The sequence below is a fragment of the Stenotrophomonas sp. YJH_SMC_14-1 genome (assembly GCF_059372275.1).
This window is the reverse complement of the sequence record NZ_JCAFVK010000003.1, coordinates 467,328-482,998: the sequence shown is the minus strand read 5'-3', so window position 1 is coordinate 482,998 and position 15,671 is coordinate 467,328. Positions and strand designations below refer to the sequence as shown.

Genomic DNA, 15,671 nt, shown 5'->3' with positions numbered 1-15,671 from the left:
CGAGGAGTAGTCCTTGAACTCGCCACCGAAGCGCTCGGCACCGATCTTGGTCAGTGCGGCGGTCAGCGTGGTCTTGCCGTGGTCGACGTGACCGATGGTGCCGACGTTGACGTGCGGCTTGGTGCGCTCGAACTTACCCTTGGCCATGGCTGCTTATCTCGAATTCGTCTGAGAGGTGATGCTTAAGATGGTGCTCACGAAAGGAATCGAACCTTCGACCTCTTCCTTACCAAGGAAGTGCTCTACCGACTGAGCTACGTGAGCCGAGTTTTGCATTATGACATGAACTCGATAATATTCAAAGTTCATTCAATGGAGCGGGAGACGGGAATCGAACCCGCACCATCAGCTTGGAAGGCTGAGGTTCTACCATTGAACTACTCCCGCGCCGGGAATGTCACAACGTGAAACTGGTGGAGGGAGGTGGATTCGAACCACCGAAGGCGTAAGCCAGCAGATTTACAGTCTGCCCCCGTTGGCCGCTTGGGTATCCCTCCTTACCACCCCATTCCGTTGCCGCCGAAGCGTTGCGGTGCGTGGTGGTGAGCCGCTTATTCTGCTGATGGGACGGGGGGCTGTCAACGCTTTTTTCCATTTTTTTCACACGCTGTCGCAAACCCATTGATACGCAAGGTTATTGCCCGGGAAGCGGCAGGGTCTCGTTGGCGAAAATTGCGACATGAGGGACGCCGTCGCCGCCGATCCAGCCCCGATACATGCCCTGGGTGTTGAACGGCGTGGCCATTTTTCCGTCTGCGCCGAGCACGATCGCACCGCCGTCGCCGCCCATCTGCGGAATCGTCTCGTTGATCACGCCCTTGCCGGCCTGCTCCGGGCTCTGCCCCTGGTAGCGCATGCGCGCACAGATCTCGTGCGCGGCCGCAGTGCGGATGTAGTACTCGCCCCACCCGGTGCCGGACACCGCGCAGCGTGCGTCGGCCCAGGTGCCGGCACCGATGATCGGCGAGTCACCGACCCGGCCGTAGCGCTTGTTGGTCATGCCCCCGGTGGAGGTGCCGGCGGCCAGATGCCCCTGCGCGTCCAATGCGACCGCACCAACGGTACCGAAGTGCTTTGCAGTCTCCAGGTCGGCATGCGCCTGGCCGCTGGCCTCTTCCTTCAGCGCGCGCTGCAGCTGCTGCCAGCGCTTCTCTGTACGGAAGTAGGAGGGATCGACCAGAGGAATGCCCTGCTCGGCCGCGAAGGCTTCGGCGCCCTGCCCGACCATCATCACGTGGCGGGATTTCTGCATCACGGTCTGCGCCAGCAGGATCGGGTTGCGCACCCGCTGCACGCCCGCCACCGCGCCCGCCGCCTGGTTCGCGCCATCCATGACCGCCGCATCCAGCTCGTTGCGGCCGTCATGGGTGAACACTGCGCCCTTGCCGGCGTTGAAGGTGGGATCGTCCTCCAGCACGGTGATCGCGGCGGTGACTGCGGCCAGCGCGGGGCGCCCCGCCGCCAGTTCCGCATGACCCTTCAGCAGTGCCGCCCGCAGCGCGTCACGTGCGGCCTTTTCCTCGGCCGGCGACAGGTCCTTGCGCTCGACGCCGGCGCCGCCGTGGATGACCAGCAGCGGTGAAGTGGCCGGTGCGGCCTGGGCAAGCATGGGCAGGGACAGCAGCATAGACAGCGCCAGGCGCAGTTTCATCGGATACGTCTCCAGCAGTAACGGGGAATGGATTGCAGGGTAGTGCCGGCCGCTGGCCGGCGAGGGGCGTATCAGGAAAGGTGGGTTGCCGGCGAGCGGCCGGCACTACCGAAGCGTGAACTCAAGCTCGCCATCGCTGACGTCGGCCACGGCCTGGTAGTCGGCCTCGGCCTGGACGTCATCCAGGCGCATGCGGCTGCCGCTGGCGACCACCGTTACCGGCACGGCGCGGAAGCGCAGCGGCTCGCCCTCGACCAGGCGGTCGGCATCGCGGCCAGGGCTGACCACCCAGACCTTGCCCTCGCCATCAGCGCTGTAGACCTGCGCCTGGCCATCGGGCTCCACGCACAGGGCGGTGTCCTCGTCGACGCCGATGCCGACGATGTCGGGGTTGCCACTGTCCTGTGCGGCGCGCGCCACGAACACGATCAGGCGACCGAGCCGGTCGCGCTTGTCGAAGTGCGTGTCGGTGACTACGCGCTGCAGGTAGGGCATCTGCAGGAAGCCGCTGTCCATGGTCACCGCGCTGCCCATCGGGTCCGCCAGGGCACCGGCAGAGGTGATGCTGCCGCCGTCCATCGCGCCGTAGGCATAGCCACCGAGGATGGCGAGCCCCGCACTGGTACCGGCAATCGGCTTGCCAGCGCGCACGTGGGCGTTCAGCGCGCGGTTGAGCGCAGTGCCCTTCCAGAAGCGGATGTAGCGCGATTGGTCACCACCGGCAATGAAGATGGCATCAGCCGCGGCAACCACGCGCAGCACGGCCGGATCGTCGGCGCCGCGGCGGCTGTCGAAGACCAGCGTCTGCACTGCGGTGGTACCGCCGATCTCGCGGTACAGGCGGTCCTGCAGCTCATCACTGCCAGAAGCGCGCAGGATCAGCACGCGGCCATTGCCAGCCTGCTTCAGCCACCAGTGGAAGGCCTCCGGCACCCATTCGCCACCGCCCATCAGCATCATGGCCGGTGCGCGCGGACCGGGCCGGGGCGCGTCGAGATCGCCGGCTTCGTAGTAGGCGAAGCCCGGGCCCTGCAGGTCCTGCGCAAGGGCGACCAACGGCACGGCCAAGACCAGCAGCGCCAGCCAGGCGAAGGGGGCACGCAGGGTCCGATGGAGGCGTCGCATCTTGATCTCCCTGAACAAAATCGACTTGCAAGCGTTTCCACTCTTTGCCAGATAGGGACCCAGTAGTCAAGGACATGAAAAAGGCGTTAAATGCGCGCGCCCGTTCCGGAAATCTGAATGGGGGACAGGGCCCCTCCTCTGCGGGCCGGCTTCATTTCCGAGAATTCCTCATGCGTAGAAAGGCGATGGCGTGGTCGATCCAGCTGGCGTTGATGGGCGTGGCTGCTTCCGCGGCGGCCCAGGCACCGGCTTCCTCCCCGGTTCAACAACTGGATGCGGTGCAGGTCACCGGATCGCGCATTCCGCGCGCCCAGGTGGAAGGCCCCGCCCCGATCACGGTGATCAACGCCGAACAGATCCGCTCCAGCGGCTTCACCAGCGTGCCGGACGTGCTGCGTGCAATGACCCAGAACGGCGGTGAGACCCAGAGCCAGCAGTCTTCCAGCGGCGCCGACTTCTCGCCGGGCGCCCAGCAGGTGGACCTGCGCGGCCTGGGCCCGAACCACACGCTGGTGCTGGTCAATGGCCGCCGCATCGCCGACTTCCCGATGCCGTTCAAGGGCCGCAGCAACTTCACCGATGTCTCCAACATCCCGCTGGGGATGATCGAGCGCATCGAAGTGCTGACCGGCAGCGCCTCGGCCATCTACGGCTCGGACGCGATCGCCGGCGTGGTCAACTTCATCCTGAAGAAGAAGGCCGACGGCACCACGATCGACATGCGCATGGGCACCACCAGCGAAGGCGGTGGCGAGTCGTTCGACATGAGCCTGGCCAGCGGCTTCAGCCGCGGCAACTTCAACGCCGTGTACAGCGTCGAGCTGCAGTCGCAGACCCCGCTGTGGGCCTATGAGCGCGACATCCAGGATTCGACCCAGGACGGCCCCACCGAGGGCTCGCGCATCGCCCGCCGCGCTTACCTGCGTACGGACTACAACGACGACTACCTGGATCCGGGCGCGGCCACCTGCGAAGCGCTGGCCGGGCAGAACCAGGGCAGCACCTACCGCGCCTACCGCCCGCGCTACGGTTACTACTGCGGCAGCGACAGCTCGATCGGCTATGGCACCATCCTCAGCAAGCGCCGCGGCGCCAATGGCTACGCCTCGCTGAGCTACGACTTCGACAACGGCCAGCAATGGTTCGCCGATGTGCAGCTGGGCTACCACACGATGTCGCTGATGCGCGACGTCACCAAGTGGGGCCGCATGGACGCCAATGGCGATGAGTCGGGCTATTTCAACAACCAGGCCACCGGCGAGATCGAGTTCTGGCAGCGCCAGTTCTCACCCGAGGAAATGGGGGGCCTGCGCAATGCGATGGTACGCAGCACGCAGAAGACCTTCAGCGTGACCACCGGCTTCAAGGGCAATCTTGCCGGCAACTGGGACTACGAAGCGGCGCTGAGCCATTCGCAGTACCAGTCGCGGATCAGCTGGGCGCAGATCATCGCCTCCAAGGCGAATGACCTGTTCCTGGGCCCGCAGCTGGGCGTGGACGACGACGGTTTCCCGATCTACAACGCGGACCCGTCGCGGCTGTACCGGCCGCTGACCCGCGCCGAGTACGATTCGATTGCCGCACGCACCACCTATTCGCCGAAGTCGCGCACCGAGACGGCTGCATTCACGCTGACCAATTCCGCGCTGTTCGGCCTGCCGGGCGGTGATGCCGGGTTTGCCGCGACCGTGGAAGTGGGCCAGCAGGCCTATGCGCTGAATCCCGATCCGCTGGCCACCCAGTACTACTACTACAGCTGGAAGGATTCGGACGGCCAGGGCTCGCGCAACCGCTGGGCGACCGCCGCCGAGCTGCGCATGCCGCTGCACGAGACGGTCAACCTGAGCGTGGCCGGCCGCTACGACCAGTACCGCTATTCCGGCCACACCATCGGCAAGGCGACCTGGAGCGGCGGTCTGGAATGGCGCCCGATCGACACGCTGCTGGTACGCGGTTCGTATGGCACCGCGTTCCGCGCGCCGGACCTGCACTACGTGTTCGCCGGACCGGGCAACGACGAGACCACCGCCGAAGACCTGTACAGCTGCCGCGCCGATGGCGCTAGCGACTGTTCCGACTACGAGCGCAACCTGATCCGCAGCCGCACCGGCAACCGCCAGCTCGACCCGGAAACCAGCACCTCGTGGAGCGCAGGCTTCGTCTGGTCGCCGGCGATCGGCCTGGACCTGTCGGTGGACTGGTTCGACATCGACATGCGCAAGCAGGTGCAGGACATGGATGTGCGCACCCTCCTGGCCAACGAAGCGAACTGCCGGCTCGGCAGTGCCGACATCAGTTCGCCGACCTGCGTGGACGCGCTCGACCGCATCACCCGTACCAGCGACGGCCGCCTGTACGGCGTGCGCGTGGCGCCGATCAACGTCGCCCGCGAGTCGACCTCCGGCATCGACGTCGGCCTGCGCTACCGCCTGCAGACCGGTATCGGCGACTTCATCCTCAATGGCACCCACACCTGGGTGAAGAAGCACGATTTCCAGCGCTACCCCGGCGATCCGACCCTGGACCAGTTCGCGGTCAACAGCGGATTCGACATCCCGCGCACCAAGACCAGCCTGAGCGTGACCTGGGAGAAGGACGCGTGGTCGGCCACGGTCTACGGTTCGCGCCTGGGCAAGCTGCCGACCTCGGACAACTACGACCAGTCGTTCGACTGGGAAAGCGGTGACAGCCCCTACGTGAAGGCGACCTACCGCTACAACGCCTCGGTGCAGTATCGCTTCGACGACCATTCGCGCCTGTCGCTGTCGGTGGTCAACGTGTTCAACAAGATGCCGCCGAAGGATGCCACATACACCGCGTATCCGTACTACGACGTGTCCTGGTTCGACAGCGTCGGCCGCACCATCAACCTGCAGTACACCCACAAGTTCGGTGGCAGCGCGCTGTAAGGCACACCGTATTGCAGAACGTGGACAACAAGGCCCGCCACTGGTGGGCCTTGTTGTCCATGCACACTGCACCCGGTAGATGCCCACCTTGGTGGGCATTCGTTGCAGCGCACCCGCCCTGGGTTTTCCACACCGCACGTGGAAAGCGATGGGGGTTTGGTGTGGACAAGTCCCTGCGAGCCACGCATTGCAATGGTTTCGAAGGGTGGCAATTTTTTGTCCAGACAGAATCCGGGTTTTCCACATGCGCCGTGGAAAGCGATGGGAACTAGGTGTGGACAAGTAGGTGGGAGTGTTGCCACGCAAGCGTTTCGAAGCATGGCGAAAATTTATCCGCGCTGCGCGGGCAATCCCTGCAGAGCCGAGCCCACGCTCGGCTCCTGCTGGCATCAGCCGAGCATGGGCTCGGCTCTGCAGCGATACGCAGGGTTTTCCACACCCGACGTGGAAAGCGATGGGAGTTTGCTGTGGACAAGTGCCGGCGAACATCACACCGCAAGCGTTTCGCAGCGTGGTGTTTTTTTGTCCATTACCGGAAACGCGAACGCCCCGCACAGGGCGGGGCGTCCGGGGTCGATCCGATGCCGCTGGATCAGACGTTGAAGCGGAAGTGCAGGATGTCGCCTTCCTGCACGCGGTATTCCTTGCCTTCCAGGCGCAGGCGACCGGCTTCCTTGGCGCCGGCTTCGCCCTTGTACTTGATGAAGTCGTCATACGCGATGGTTTCGGCGCGGATGAAGCCCTTCTCGAAGTCGGTGTGGATGACGGCGGCAGCCTGCGGGGCGGTGGCGCCCTTGCGTACGGTCCACGCGCGGACTTCCTTCACGCCGGCAGTGAAATAGGTCTGCAGGCCGAGCAGGCTGTAGGCCGCGTTGATCACGCGGTTCAGGCCCGGCTCGCTCAGGCCCAGATCGGCCAGGAAGGTGTCGCGGTCTTCGTCGTCAAGCTGGGACAGCTCTTCTTCGATCGCGGCCGACACCGGCACCACCTGCGCGCCTTCGGCGGCGGCGTGCGCGCGCACGGCTTCCAGGTGCGGGTTGTTCTCGAAGCCGTCTTCCAGCACGTTGGCGATGTACATCACCGGCTTCAGGGTCAGCAGGAACAGGTCGCGCACCAGCGCCTTCTCTTCCTCGTCCAGACCGACCGAGCGACCGGCCTTGCCGTCCGACAGCGCAGCCTGCAGCTTGGCCAGCACCGGCTTGCGCGCCGCTGCGTCCTTGTCGCCGCCCTTGGCCGCACGCTCGGCACGGTTCAGCGCCTTCTCGACACTGTCCAGGTCAGCCAGCGCCAGCTCGGTGTCGATGGTTTCGATGTCCGAGATCGGATCGACCTTGCCAGCCACGTGCACGATGTCGCCGTGCTCGAAGCAGCGCACCACGTGGGTGATCGCATCGACCTCACGGATGTGCGCCAGGAACTTGTTGCCCAGGCCTTCACCGCTGGCGGCACCGGCCACCAGGCCGGCGATGTCGACGAACTCGACCGCGGTCGGGATGACCTTCTGCGGATTGATGATGCCCGCCAGCTCGTTCAGGCGCGGGTCCGGCACCGGCACGATGCCGACGTTCGGCTCGATGGTGCAGAACGGGAAGTTCGCCGCGGCGATACCCGCCTTGGTCAGCGCATTGAACAGGGTCGACTTACCGACGTTGGGCAGGCCGACGATGCCGCATTTGATACCCATGGGTGACAGCTCTCTGGGGTGAAAGTGATTGGGGAAACAGCGGCCTGGGCGCTGCTTTTCCAATCATTCTCCGTACCGACCAACGGCCGGTACCTAGCGGATTGGATGGTTCCACACCGACCAACGGTCGGTACCTACCGCTTATTTCGGGGTGTGCAGCCGCTTCATCGCTTCGCTGAAATCGCCCTGTACCGCCAGCGGCATCACGTCGATCGCATCGTCGATGGCGCGTGCGATCAGCACGTCGTCCTCCTTGGACGGGCGCCCCAGCACCCAACCCACTACGCGGTCCTTGTGGCCGGGATGGCCGATGCCCACGCGCAGGCGATGGAACTTGCCGTGGCCGAGCAGGCGGATGGTGTCGCGCAGGCCGTTCTGGCCGCCGTGGCCACCGTCGAACTTCAGCCGCGCCACGCCGGGCGCCAGGTCCAGTTCGTCGTGGGCCAGCAGGGTTTCTTCCGGTTCGATCTTCCAGAACCGCTGTGCGGCGGTGACCGACTTGCCGCTGAGGTTCATGAAGGTGGCGGGCTTGAGCAGCCACACCGTCTGCCCGGCGATCTCGACCTTGGCGGTCTCACCGAACAGCTTGCTGTCCACATTCCATCGCGCACCGGCTTTCTCCGCCAGGGCCTCAACGAAATGAAACCCGGCATTGTGCCGGGTCCGGGCGTGTTCCGATCCGGGATTGCCCAGACCGACGATCAGTCGCAGTCCTGCCATGGTTCCTTCCAGTACGGTGCCTGCCCGGAGGCAGGCACCGTAACGGTATTACTCGGCGGCAGCCGCTTCTTCGTCAGCCTCGTCGGCCTTGCCGGCCTTGGCGGTGACGATGGCGTCGTCGTGGTCCTTGCCCAGCGCCAGGGCCGGGATTTCCACGCCCTTCGGCAGCTTGATGTCGGACAGGTACACCACGTCACCGGCCTTCAGCTCGCCCAGGTCGACTTCGATCGATTCCGGCAGGTCCTTCGGCAGGCAGGTGATGGTCACTTCCTTCAGTTCGTGGGTGACCACGACGTCGGCAGCCTTGCCGGCCGGCGAGGTGTCTTCGTTGACGAAGTGCAGCGGGACCGAAGCGGTCAGGGCTTCGTTCTCGTTCACGCGCTGGAAGTCCAGGTGCATGATCAGCTGCTTGTACGGGTGGCGCTGCATGTCACGCAGCAGGACCTTCTGCACCTGGCCATCCAGGTTCAGGTCCAGGATCGAGGCATAGAACCACTCGTTCTGCTGGGCCAGCCAGATTTCGTTGTGGTCCAGGCTGATGGCGACCGGCTCGGCGTTGCCGCCGTACACGATGGCCGGGATCACACCGGCGTGACGCAGGCGGCGGCTCGCACCCTTACGCTGCAGTTCACGCTTGGTGACCTTGATTTCATGGGTCTTCGACATTTTCGACTACTCAGGTTGTTGCCGCGCCCTGCGGCGTGGCGGTTGAAGATGCTTCCGCGACCAGAAGCATCCGGGTATGCCCCCGCCGTTGCCGGCAGGGGCGAAAAACTCAGTCGACGTACAGCGAGCTGACCGACTCGCCGAAGGCGATGCGGCGCATCGTTTCGGCCAGCATTTCCGCCACGCTCAGCTGGCGGATCTTGCTGCACACCCGCGCCGCGTCCTTCAGCGGGATGGTGTCGGTCACCACCAGCTCGTCGAGCTGGGAATTGGTGATGTTGTCCACCGCCGGGCCCGACAGCACCGCGTGGGTGCAGTAGGCGGCGACCTTGAGCGCACCGCGCGCCTTCAGGGCAGCGGCAGCGGCGCACAGGGTGCCGGCGGTGTCGACGATGTCATCGACCATCACGCAGGTCTTGCCTTCGACGTCACCGATGATGTTCATCACGGTGGAGACGTTGGCGCGCGGGCGGCGCTTGTCGATGATCGCCAGGTCGGCGTCATCCAGGCGCTTGGCCACGGCACGGGCGCGGACCACGCCGCCCACGTCCGGCGACACGACGATCAGGTTCTCGGTGCCGTAGGCGCGCCAGATGTCGGCCAGCAGCAGCGGGGACGCATACACGTTGTCCACCGGAATATCGAAGAAGCCCTGGATCTGGTCGGCGTGCAGGTCGACGGTCAGCACGCGATCAGCGCCAGCGGTGCTGAACATCTTCGCCGCCAGCTTGGCGGTGATCGGCACGCGCGAGGAACGCATGCGGCGATCCTGCCGCGAGTAGCCGAAGTACGGCACCACGGCGGTCACGCTGGCCACCGATGCGCGCTTGAGCGCGTCGATCAGCACCAGCAGTTCCATCAGGTTTTCCGCGCTCGGCGCGCAGGTCGGCTGGATCACGAACACGTCCTGCTTGCGGACGTTCTCTTCGATCTCCACCTGCACTTCACCATCGGAGAAGTGCGAGACCAGCGCCTTGCCCGGGCGAACCCCCAGTTCCTTGCAGATGTTCTGCGCCAGACGTTTGTTGGCGTTGCCGGAAAAGACCAGCAGGTTCGGGGACTCTTGCATCATGATTGTCTCGGGCGGGGACGAGTGGCGGGGATCCGGAGTCGGCAAGGACCCCGATGGACCCTTGCTGCTGACAACACCGCGGTTGTTTCCACGTCCCGCGCGGGCGATGCGCTGGAAGGCGCGGACACAGCCGCTATTGGCAGGGGCGGTAGGATTCGAACCTACGAATGCCAGGATCAAAACCTGGTGCCTTGGGCCTCTTGGCGACGCCCCTGCATTGATAAATCAGTGTTGCTCGAGTGCATCCAGCAGTGGCGAACGCGCAACGCCCGCTGCCACCCTTGCCCGCAACTCCTTCGGCAACTTCGACCGTCCCTGCTCTGCGGCAGACTGCGATGCGAACTCGACGAAACAACCACTTCCCGAACCGGTCAGCCGCGCCGTGCCGATATTGCTCAACGCGGCGAACGCTGCCTCGACGGCAGGCTCACGGCGGCGCAGCACCGGTTCGAACGCGTTCCCGACCAGGGTCCCGGAAGCGAAGTCCTCCATTTTCGCCACTGGGCTGCCGCGCGTCAAATCCGGGTCTGCGAACAGAGCCGGGGTGGGAACATGAACACCCGGTTCAACCACCACATACCAGGCCGGCTCCAGCACGATCGGCTGCAGGCGCTCACCCACCCCTTCGGCCCAGGCATTGCGCCCGCGCACGAACACCGGCACGTCAGCGCCCAGGCGCAGGCCCAGCGCAGCAAGCGCGTCCTCATCCAGACCGGCACGCCAGAGCCGGTTCAGCACCACCAGTACGGTAGCCGCGTCGGACGAACCGCCGCCAAAGCCACCGCCTGCAGGAACGTGTTTTTCGACGATGATGTCTGCGCCTTGCACGATATTGGCCACATCTTTCAGAAGCCGCGCGGCGCGGACCGCCAAGTCATCCGCCTCGGCCACGCCAGCCAGCCCCTCGCCCTGCCGGCGCACCTGGCCGTCTTCACGCAGGCGCAGACCGATGCGATCGCCCCAGTCCAGCAGGCGGAACACGGTCTGCAGCTCGTGGTAGCCATCGGCACGGCGGCCGTTGATGTGCAGGAACAGGTTCAGCTTGGCCGGGGCCGGCCACCAGGACCAGCCCCTATCATCGCGCCCGGCACTCATGGGGTGCCCTGCCCCCATTGGTCGACCAGCAGGCGCACCTTGGCGTCGCCATTGCCGGCCTCGATCCGGCGCGGCAGCGCCGGGCGCCCGGCCTCGGCCGGGTACCAGTCCAGGTACTGCACCTGCCAGCCCATCTGCTGCATGCGACGCGGCCGGCCTTCACCATCACGCTCGACCTTCTCCGGACCGGCCGCATCACCGGCCACCAGGCCACGGATCCACGCCGGCAGCTGGTTGACCGGGATGTCCCAGCCGGTCGCCTCCAGCAGCAGTTGCTGGGCGTCTTCGCCGTCACGCGGCCCGCCGGCCAGTCCTTCCAGGCGACCGGCTTCGGAATGGGTATCGCCGGTCAGCTTCCAGCTCTGTCGGGTCACCGGCGCGCTCAGCTCAACCACATAGCGGCGTCCTTCCTGCTTCCAGTCGATGCGTCCGCTGCCGCCGTCCTTGCCCTTGCTGACCGCGACCCGGCCCTGGAAAGTCCAGTCCGGCTGTGCCTGCAGCGCGGCCACGCGCGCCGCCTCGGCCTGCGCCGCCTCGGCCGAAACAACCTCGACCACCGCCGGCGCCGGGGTCTTCTGCGTGCCCACGCTGGTACAGGCGGTCAACGCCAAGGCCGCAGTTGCCAACAGCAGCGGCCGGATCAGGGAAACACTCATGGATTGAATTTCTCGCGGGCGCGCAGCAGCGCGCGGTTTTCGGGGTCGAGCTTGGCCGCTTCGTCGAAGAAATGGCGGGCCTCGTCATGCTTGCCCAGCATCCACAACACTTCGCCGACATGGGCGGCGATCTCGGGGTCCTTGGCCAGGGTCCAGGCACGGCGCAGCTGCACCAATGCTTCTTCCTTGCGGCCCAGGCGGTACAGCACCCAGCCATAGCTGTCGACGATGGCAGCGTTGTCCGGTTCGGCTACGCGGGCGCGGTCGATCAGCTCCAGCGCTTCCTGCAGGCGACCGGTGCGATCGGCCAGGGTGTAACCCAGCGCGTTCAATGCCGGCACGTTCTCCGGGTCGGTCACCAGGATCTTGCGCAGGTCGGCCTCGGCGCGCGGGATCTCGTCGCGGCGTTCCCAGGTGAGCGCACGGGCGTACAGCAGGCCGTTGTCATCCGGGTAGGCGGCCAGGCCGCGGGCCAGCGCATCCAGCTCCCCGGCACTGTCGTCAGCACGCTGGCGCAGTTCGGCCTCCAGCAGGTAGGCATCGCGGCGCACATCGTCGTCGACCACCGCATCGGACTGGATCGCGTGCACTTCATCCAATGCCTGCGGCAGGCGCCCGGCCAGGGCCTGGGCGTTGGCCGCGCGCAGGCGCGCCTCGCTCAGTTCATCGCCACCGGGCACGCTGTGGTACCACTGCACCGCCTCGGGATAACGCTTCAGGTATTCGGCGATCTTGCCCAGCAGCAGGCGCTGCGCCGGGTCCGGCTTGGCCGCCTGCCGCGACAGTTCGTTGTAGAGGTTGGACAGCGCCGCCTTGTCGCCCTGCTTGGCCAGCAGCGAGGCGCGCATGCCCCAGGTCTGCACGTCCTGCGGGCCGAACGCCAGCACGCGCTCGGCGGCGGCGGGCTGGCCGAGGCTGTCATAGGCAATGGCCACTGCATTGCGCAGTTCCGGGTCCTGGCGGGTCTTCGGCTCCACATCGTGCAGCAGCGACAACGCCTTGCCGGTCTCCCCGGCCTGCTGCAGCTGGCTGGCCCGCAGCAACGCCACACGCGGTTCTTCGGGGAAGCGCTTGACCACTTCGTCGATCATGCGCCGCGCCAGCTCGGGCTTGTCCATGCGCAGGGCCAGGCGTCCGAACTCCTGCCACGCCTCGATCTTCGGCGGAATGGCGTTGGCGTCGACCAGCTCGCCCAGCACCTGCGCCGGTACTGCCGGGTCGCGGCCGCCGCCGATCAGGGCGGCCAGGGCGAACTTCCAGCCACGTTCATCCGGGTCGGCCAGCAAGGCCTGCAGATCGCCACGCGCTGCCTTCACATCCCCCTGGCGCATGGCCAGCGCGGCAGCGGCACTGCGCATGGTCAACGAGCTGGGCGCGCGCTGCTGCCAAAGGGCCAGGCCCTTGGCGGCGCTGGCGTCATCGTTGGCGAGCATGGAAATGCGGGTCGCGCGCTCGGCCAGACCGGCGTCGCCGTCGGTCTGCTGGGCGGCCTGCAGGTACCAGCGGGCCGCCTCGGCCAGCTTGCCGGCCTGCAGCGCGAACTCACCGGCCATCACCGGTTCCAGCGCCAGTTCCTCAGTGGCCGGGGCCCGTACGGGGGCCTTGGCCGGCACCGCCGCCAGGGCCTGGCTGCAGGCCAGGGACAGCAGCAGAACACTGGGGATGCGAATCAATGCGGGCATCGTCGGCATCGGGGCCTTAAAATGTCGTCCAATGGCCAGCAGCTTATCGCAAGCAACTGAACAATGACCCTGTGGGTGCTCGGACTGAATCACCAGACCGCACCGGTGGAGCTGCGCGAGCGCGCGGCCTTCGCCGGTGAGGCGTTGCCGCGCGCGCTCGGTTCGCTGCGCGATACTCCGCAGATCGCCGAGGCGGTGCTGCTGTCCACCTGCAACCGCACCGAGCTGTATGCCGTGGCCGATTCGGCACAGGCACTGGACCAGTGGCTGCAGGCCCAGGCCGGCGACCTGCAGGGCTACCTGTACCAGCATGCCGATGCAGAAGCCGTACGCCACCTGTTCCGGGTCGCCACCGGCCTGGACTCGATGGTGCTGGGCGAACCGCAGATCCTCGGCCAGGTGAAGGACGCATGGTCGACCGCGCGTGACCACGGCCTGCTCGGCCAGCGCCTGGACCGCCTGTTCCAGCAGACCTTCTCGGTGGCCAAGCGTGCGCGCACCGATACCCAGGTCGGCGCCAACCCGGTATCGGTGGCGTCGGCGGCGGTGCGCCTGGCGCAGAACGCGTTCGCGCGGCTGGACGATTCCACCGTGCTGCTGGTCGGTGCCGGTGAGACCATCGAACTGGCTGCACGGCACCTGAGCGAAGGCAAGGTGCGCCGGCTGCTGATCGCCAACCGCACCCTCGCCCACGCGCAGGAACTTGCCAGCCGCCATGGTGGCGTAGCCCTGCCGCTGACCGAACTGGACCGCCACCTGGGCGAGGCCGACGTGGTGTTCTCGGCCACCGCTGCGCGCGAACCGGTGATCCACCGCGAGATGGTGGCCAAGGCCCTGCGCGCGCGCCGGCACAAGCCGATGCTGCTGTTTGACCTGGCCGTGCCGCGTGACATCGAGGCGGAGGTCGGCACGCTCAACGACGCCTTCCTCTACACCGTCGACGACCTGGAGCGCGCGGTGGAAGACAACCGCCGCGGACGCCGCGAGGCGGCCGCCGAGGCCGAGGCGATCATCGACCTTCAGGTATCGCGTTTTATCGAGACCCAGCAGGCCAGCGCCCACCAGGCGCCGCTACGACAGCTGCGTGCGTTCGGCGAGGCCACCCGCACTGAACTGCTGGAACGCGCGCGCCAGCAGCTGGCCAACGGCAAGCCGGCCGACGAAGTGCTGGAACTGCTGGCCCACGGCCTGACCAATCGATTGCTGCATCCTCCTACCGCTGCCCTGCGCGCTGCCGCACTGAGCGGCGATGCCGACCTGACCCGCGCCGCCGAGCGCCTGTTCCCGGCAACGCCGGGTTACCGCCACCCACCCGTGAGACCCGATGACGCCGAACCTGCGCCGTAAGCTGGAAGCGCTGGCCGAGCGCCGCGAAGAACTGGAACGCCTGCTCGCCGAACCCGACGTGGTCGCCGACAACACCCGTTTCCGCGACCTTTCGCGCGAATTCGCCCAACTTGAACCGGTTGCCACTGCACTGGCCGATGAAGCACGTGCCAAGGCCGATCTGGCCGCCGCCGAAGGCATGCGCGCCGACCCCGACCTGCGCGAGCTGGCCGACGAGGAAATCGCCGCCGCGCAGGCGCGCCTGCTGGAACTGGAGCAGGAGCTGGCGTTGCTGCTGGTACCGCGCGACCCGCGCGACGAAGGCAACCTGTTCCTGGAAGTGCGCGCGGGTACCGGCGGCGATGAAGCGGCGATCTTTGCCGGCGACCTGTTCCGCATGTACGCCCGCTATGCCGAGCGCCAGGGCTGGAAGGTCGAGATCGAATCGGACAATCCCGGCGAGCACGGTGGCTACAAGGAAGTGGTGGCACGGGTGGTCGGCCGTGGTGCGTTCTCGCGCCTGAAGTTCGAATCGGGCACGCACCGAGTGCAGCGCGTGCCGGCCACCGAATCGCAGGGCCGCATCCATACCTCGGCGGCCACCGTGGCGATCATCCCGGAGGCCGACGAAGTCGACGACATCGTCATCAACCCGGCCGACCTGAAGGTGGATACGTTCCGCTCCTCCGGCGCCGGTGGCCAGCACGTCAACAAGACCGAGTCGGCGATCCGCATCACCCACGTACCGACCGGCGTGGTGGTGGAATGCCAGACCGAACGCAGCCAGCACGCCAACCGCGACAAGGCGATGAAGCGCCTGAAAGCGCAGCTGCTCGACGCCGAGCGCCAACGCCAGGACGCGGCCCAGGCCGAGTCGAGGCGCCTGCAGGTCGGCAGTGGTGATCGCAGCCAGCGCATCCGCACCTACAACTTCCCGCAGGGGCGCATCACCGATCACCGCGTGGAGGGCCTGACCCTGTACGACCTGCCCAATATCCTGGCCGGTGACCTCGATCCGCTGCTGCAGCGGCTCAGCCACGAACACCAGGTCGACGCCCTGGCCCAGCTGTCGGCGGGCTGAGCAC

The 15,671-nt window shown here is 66.5% G+C and carries 13 protein-coding genes and 4 tRNA genes; 3 read left to right on the top strand and 14 right to left on the bottom strand.

The genetic code is table 11. From position 1 onward, the window contains the following. From AC5P9P_RS11615 to AC5P9P_RS11590, 6 genes are all read right to left on the bottom strand, one after another. Positions 1–147, bottom strand: a 147-nt coding sequence (locus tag AC5P9P_RS11615; protein ID WP_230078978.1) for a GTP-binding protein, incomplete at its 3' end; no start/stop codon positions are given. A gap of 41 nt (positions 148–188) precedes the next feature. Then, positions 189–264 (bottom strand) — tRNA-Thr (locus tag AC5P9P_RS11610). Positions 265–313: 49 nt separating this feature from the next. Next, positions 314–387, bottom strand: a tRNA-Gly gene (locus AC5P9P_RS11605). A 24-nt stretch (positions 388–411) separates the two neighbouring features. Further along, positions 412–497 (bottom strand) — tRNA-Tyr (locus tag AC5P9P_RS11600). 137 nt (positions 498–634) lie between these two features. Continuing rightward, positions 635–1,651: an isoaspartyl peptidase/L-asparaginase family protein gene (locus AC5P9P_RS11595; protein ID WP_049430290.1), complete on the bottom strand. Its 1,017-nt coding sequence runs from the start codon at positions 1,649–1,651 to the stop codon at positions 635–637. A gap of 105 nt (positions 1,652–1,756) precedes the next feature. Continuing rightward, complete coding sequence (locus AC5P9P_RS11590) at positions 1,757–2,776, bottom strand: cyanophycinase (protein ID WP_049404345.1); 1,020 nt, start codon at positions 2,774–2,776, stop codon at positions 1,757–1,759. A 170-nt stretch (positions 2,777–2,946) separates the two neighbouring features. Between AC5P9P_RS11590 and AC5P9P_RS11585 the strand changes: the two genes are divergently transcribed. After that, positions 2,947–5,685, top strand: coding sequence for a TonB-dependent receptor plug domain-containing protein (locus AC5P9P_RS11585; RefSeq protein WP_049404342.1), 2,739 nt, complete (start codon positions 2,947–2,949; stop codon positions 5,683–5,685). Positions 5,686–6,277: 592 nt separating this feature from the next. Here the strand turns inward: AC5P9P_RS11585 and ychF are convergent. From ychF to AC5P9P_RS11545, 8 genes are all read right to left on the bottom strand, one after another. Then, positions 6,278–7,369: a redox-regulated ATPase YchF gene (gene ychF, locus AC5P9P_RS11580; RefSeq protein ID WP_005408193.1), complete on the bottom strand. Its 1,092-nt coding sequence runs from the start codon at positions 7,367–7,369 to the stop codon at positions 6,278–6,280. A gap of 141 nt (positions 7,370–7,510) precedes the next feature. Next, entirely contained in the window at positions 7,511–8,089 is a 579-nt protein-coding gene (gene pth, locus AC5P9P_RS11575) for an aminoacyl-tRNA hydrolase (RefSeq protein WP_005408192.1), read from the bottom strand. Positions 8,090–8,137: 48 nt separating this feature from the next. Continuing rightward, a complete protein-coding gene (locus tag AC5P9P_RS11570) occupies positions 8,138–8,755 on the bottom strand; it encodes a 50S ribosomal protein L25/general stress protein Ctc (protein ID WP_005408191.1) in 618 nt (205 codons plus the stop codon). A 109-nt stretch (positions 8,756–8,864) separates the two neighbouring features. Continuing rightward, the gene (locus tag AC5P9P_RS11565; RefSeq protein ID WP_005415400.1) at positions 8,865–9,824 is read right to left on the bottom strand and encodes a ribose-phosphate diphosphokinase; all 960 of its coding nucleotides are present in this window, start codon (positions 9,822–9,824) and stop codon (positions 8,865–8,867) included. A gap of 140 nt (positions 9,825–9,964) precedes the next feature. Further along, positions 9,965–10,041 (bottom strand) — tRNA-Gln (locus AC5P9P_RS11560). A gap of 11 nt (positions 10,042–10,052) precedes the next feature. Continuing rightward, complete coding sequence (gene ispE, locus AC5P9P_RS11555; RefSeq protein ID WP_266192705.1) at positions 10,053–10,922, bottom strand: 4-(cytidine 5'-diphospho)-2-C-methyl-D-erythritol kinase; 870 nt, start codon at positions 10,920–10,922, stop codon at positions 10,053–10,055. After that, positions 10,919–11,578 (bottom strand): lipoprotein insertase outer membrane protein LolB, encoded by a 660-nt coding sequence (lolB, locus tag AC5P9P_RS11550; protein WP_033833052.1) that lies wholly within the window; start codon positions 11,576–11,578, stop codon positions 10,919–10,921. The genes ispE and lolB overlap by 4 nt, the downstream gene beginning before the upstream one ends. Beyond that, positions 11,575–13,260 carry a tetratricopeptide repeat protein gene (locus AC5P9P_RS11545; RefSeq protein ID WP_445949985.1) on the bottom strand — a complete coding sequence of 562 codons (1,686 nt, stop codon included), beginning with the start codon at positions 13,258–13,260 and terminating at the stop codon, positions 11,575–11,577. Before AC5P9P_RS11545 ends, lolB begins: the two co-directional genes overlap by 4 nt. 63 nt (positions 13,261–13,323) lie before the next feature. Here AC5P9P_RS11545 and hemA point away from each other — a divergent pair, with 63 nt between their 5' ends. Both hemA and prfA read left to right on the top strand, forming a co-directional pair. Continuing rightward, positions 13,324–14,607 (top strand): glutamyl-tRNA reductase, encoded by a 1,284-nt coding sequence (hemA, locus tag AC5P9P_RS11540; RefSeq protein WP_495232783.1) that lies wholly within the window; start codon positions 13,324–13,326, stop codon positions 14,605–14,607. Then, on the top strand, positions 14,585–15,667 hold the full coding sequence (gene prfA, locus AC5P9P_RS11535; protein WP_495232782.1) for a peptide chain release factor 1: 1,083 nt from the start codon (positions 14,585–14,587) through the stop codon (positions 15,665–15,667). Before hemA ends, prfA begins: the two co-directional genes overlap by 23 nt. The last annotated feature ends 4 nt before the right edge of the window (positions 15,668–15,671 follow it).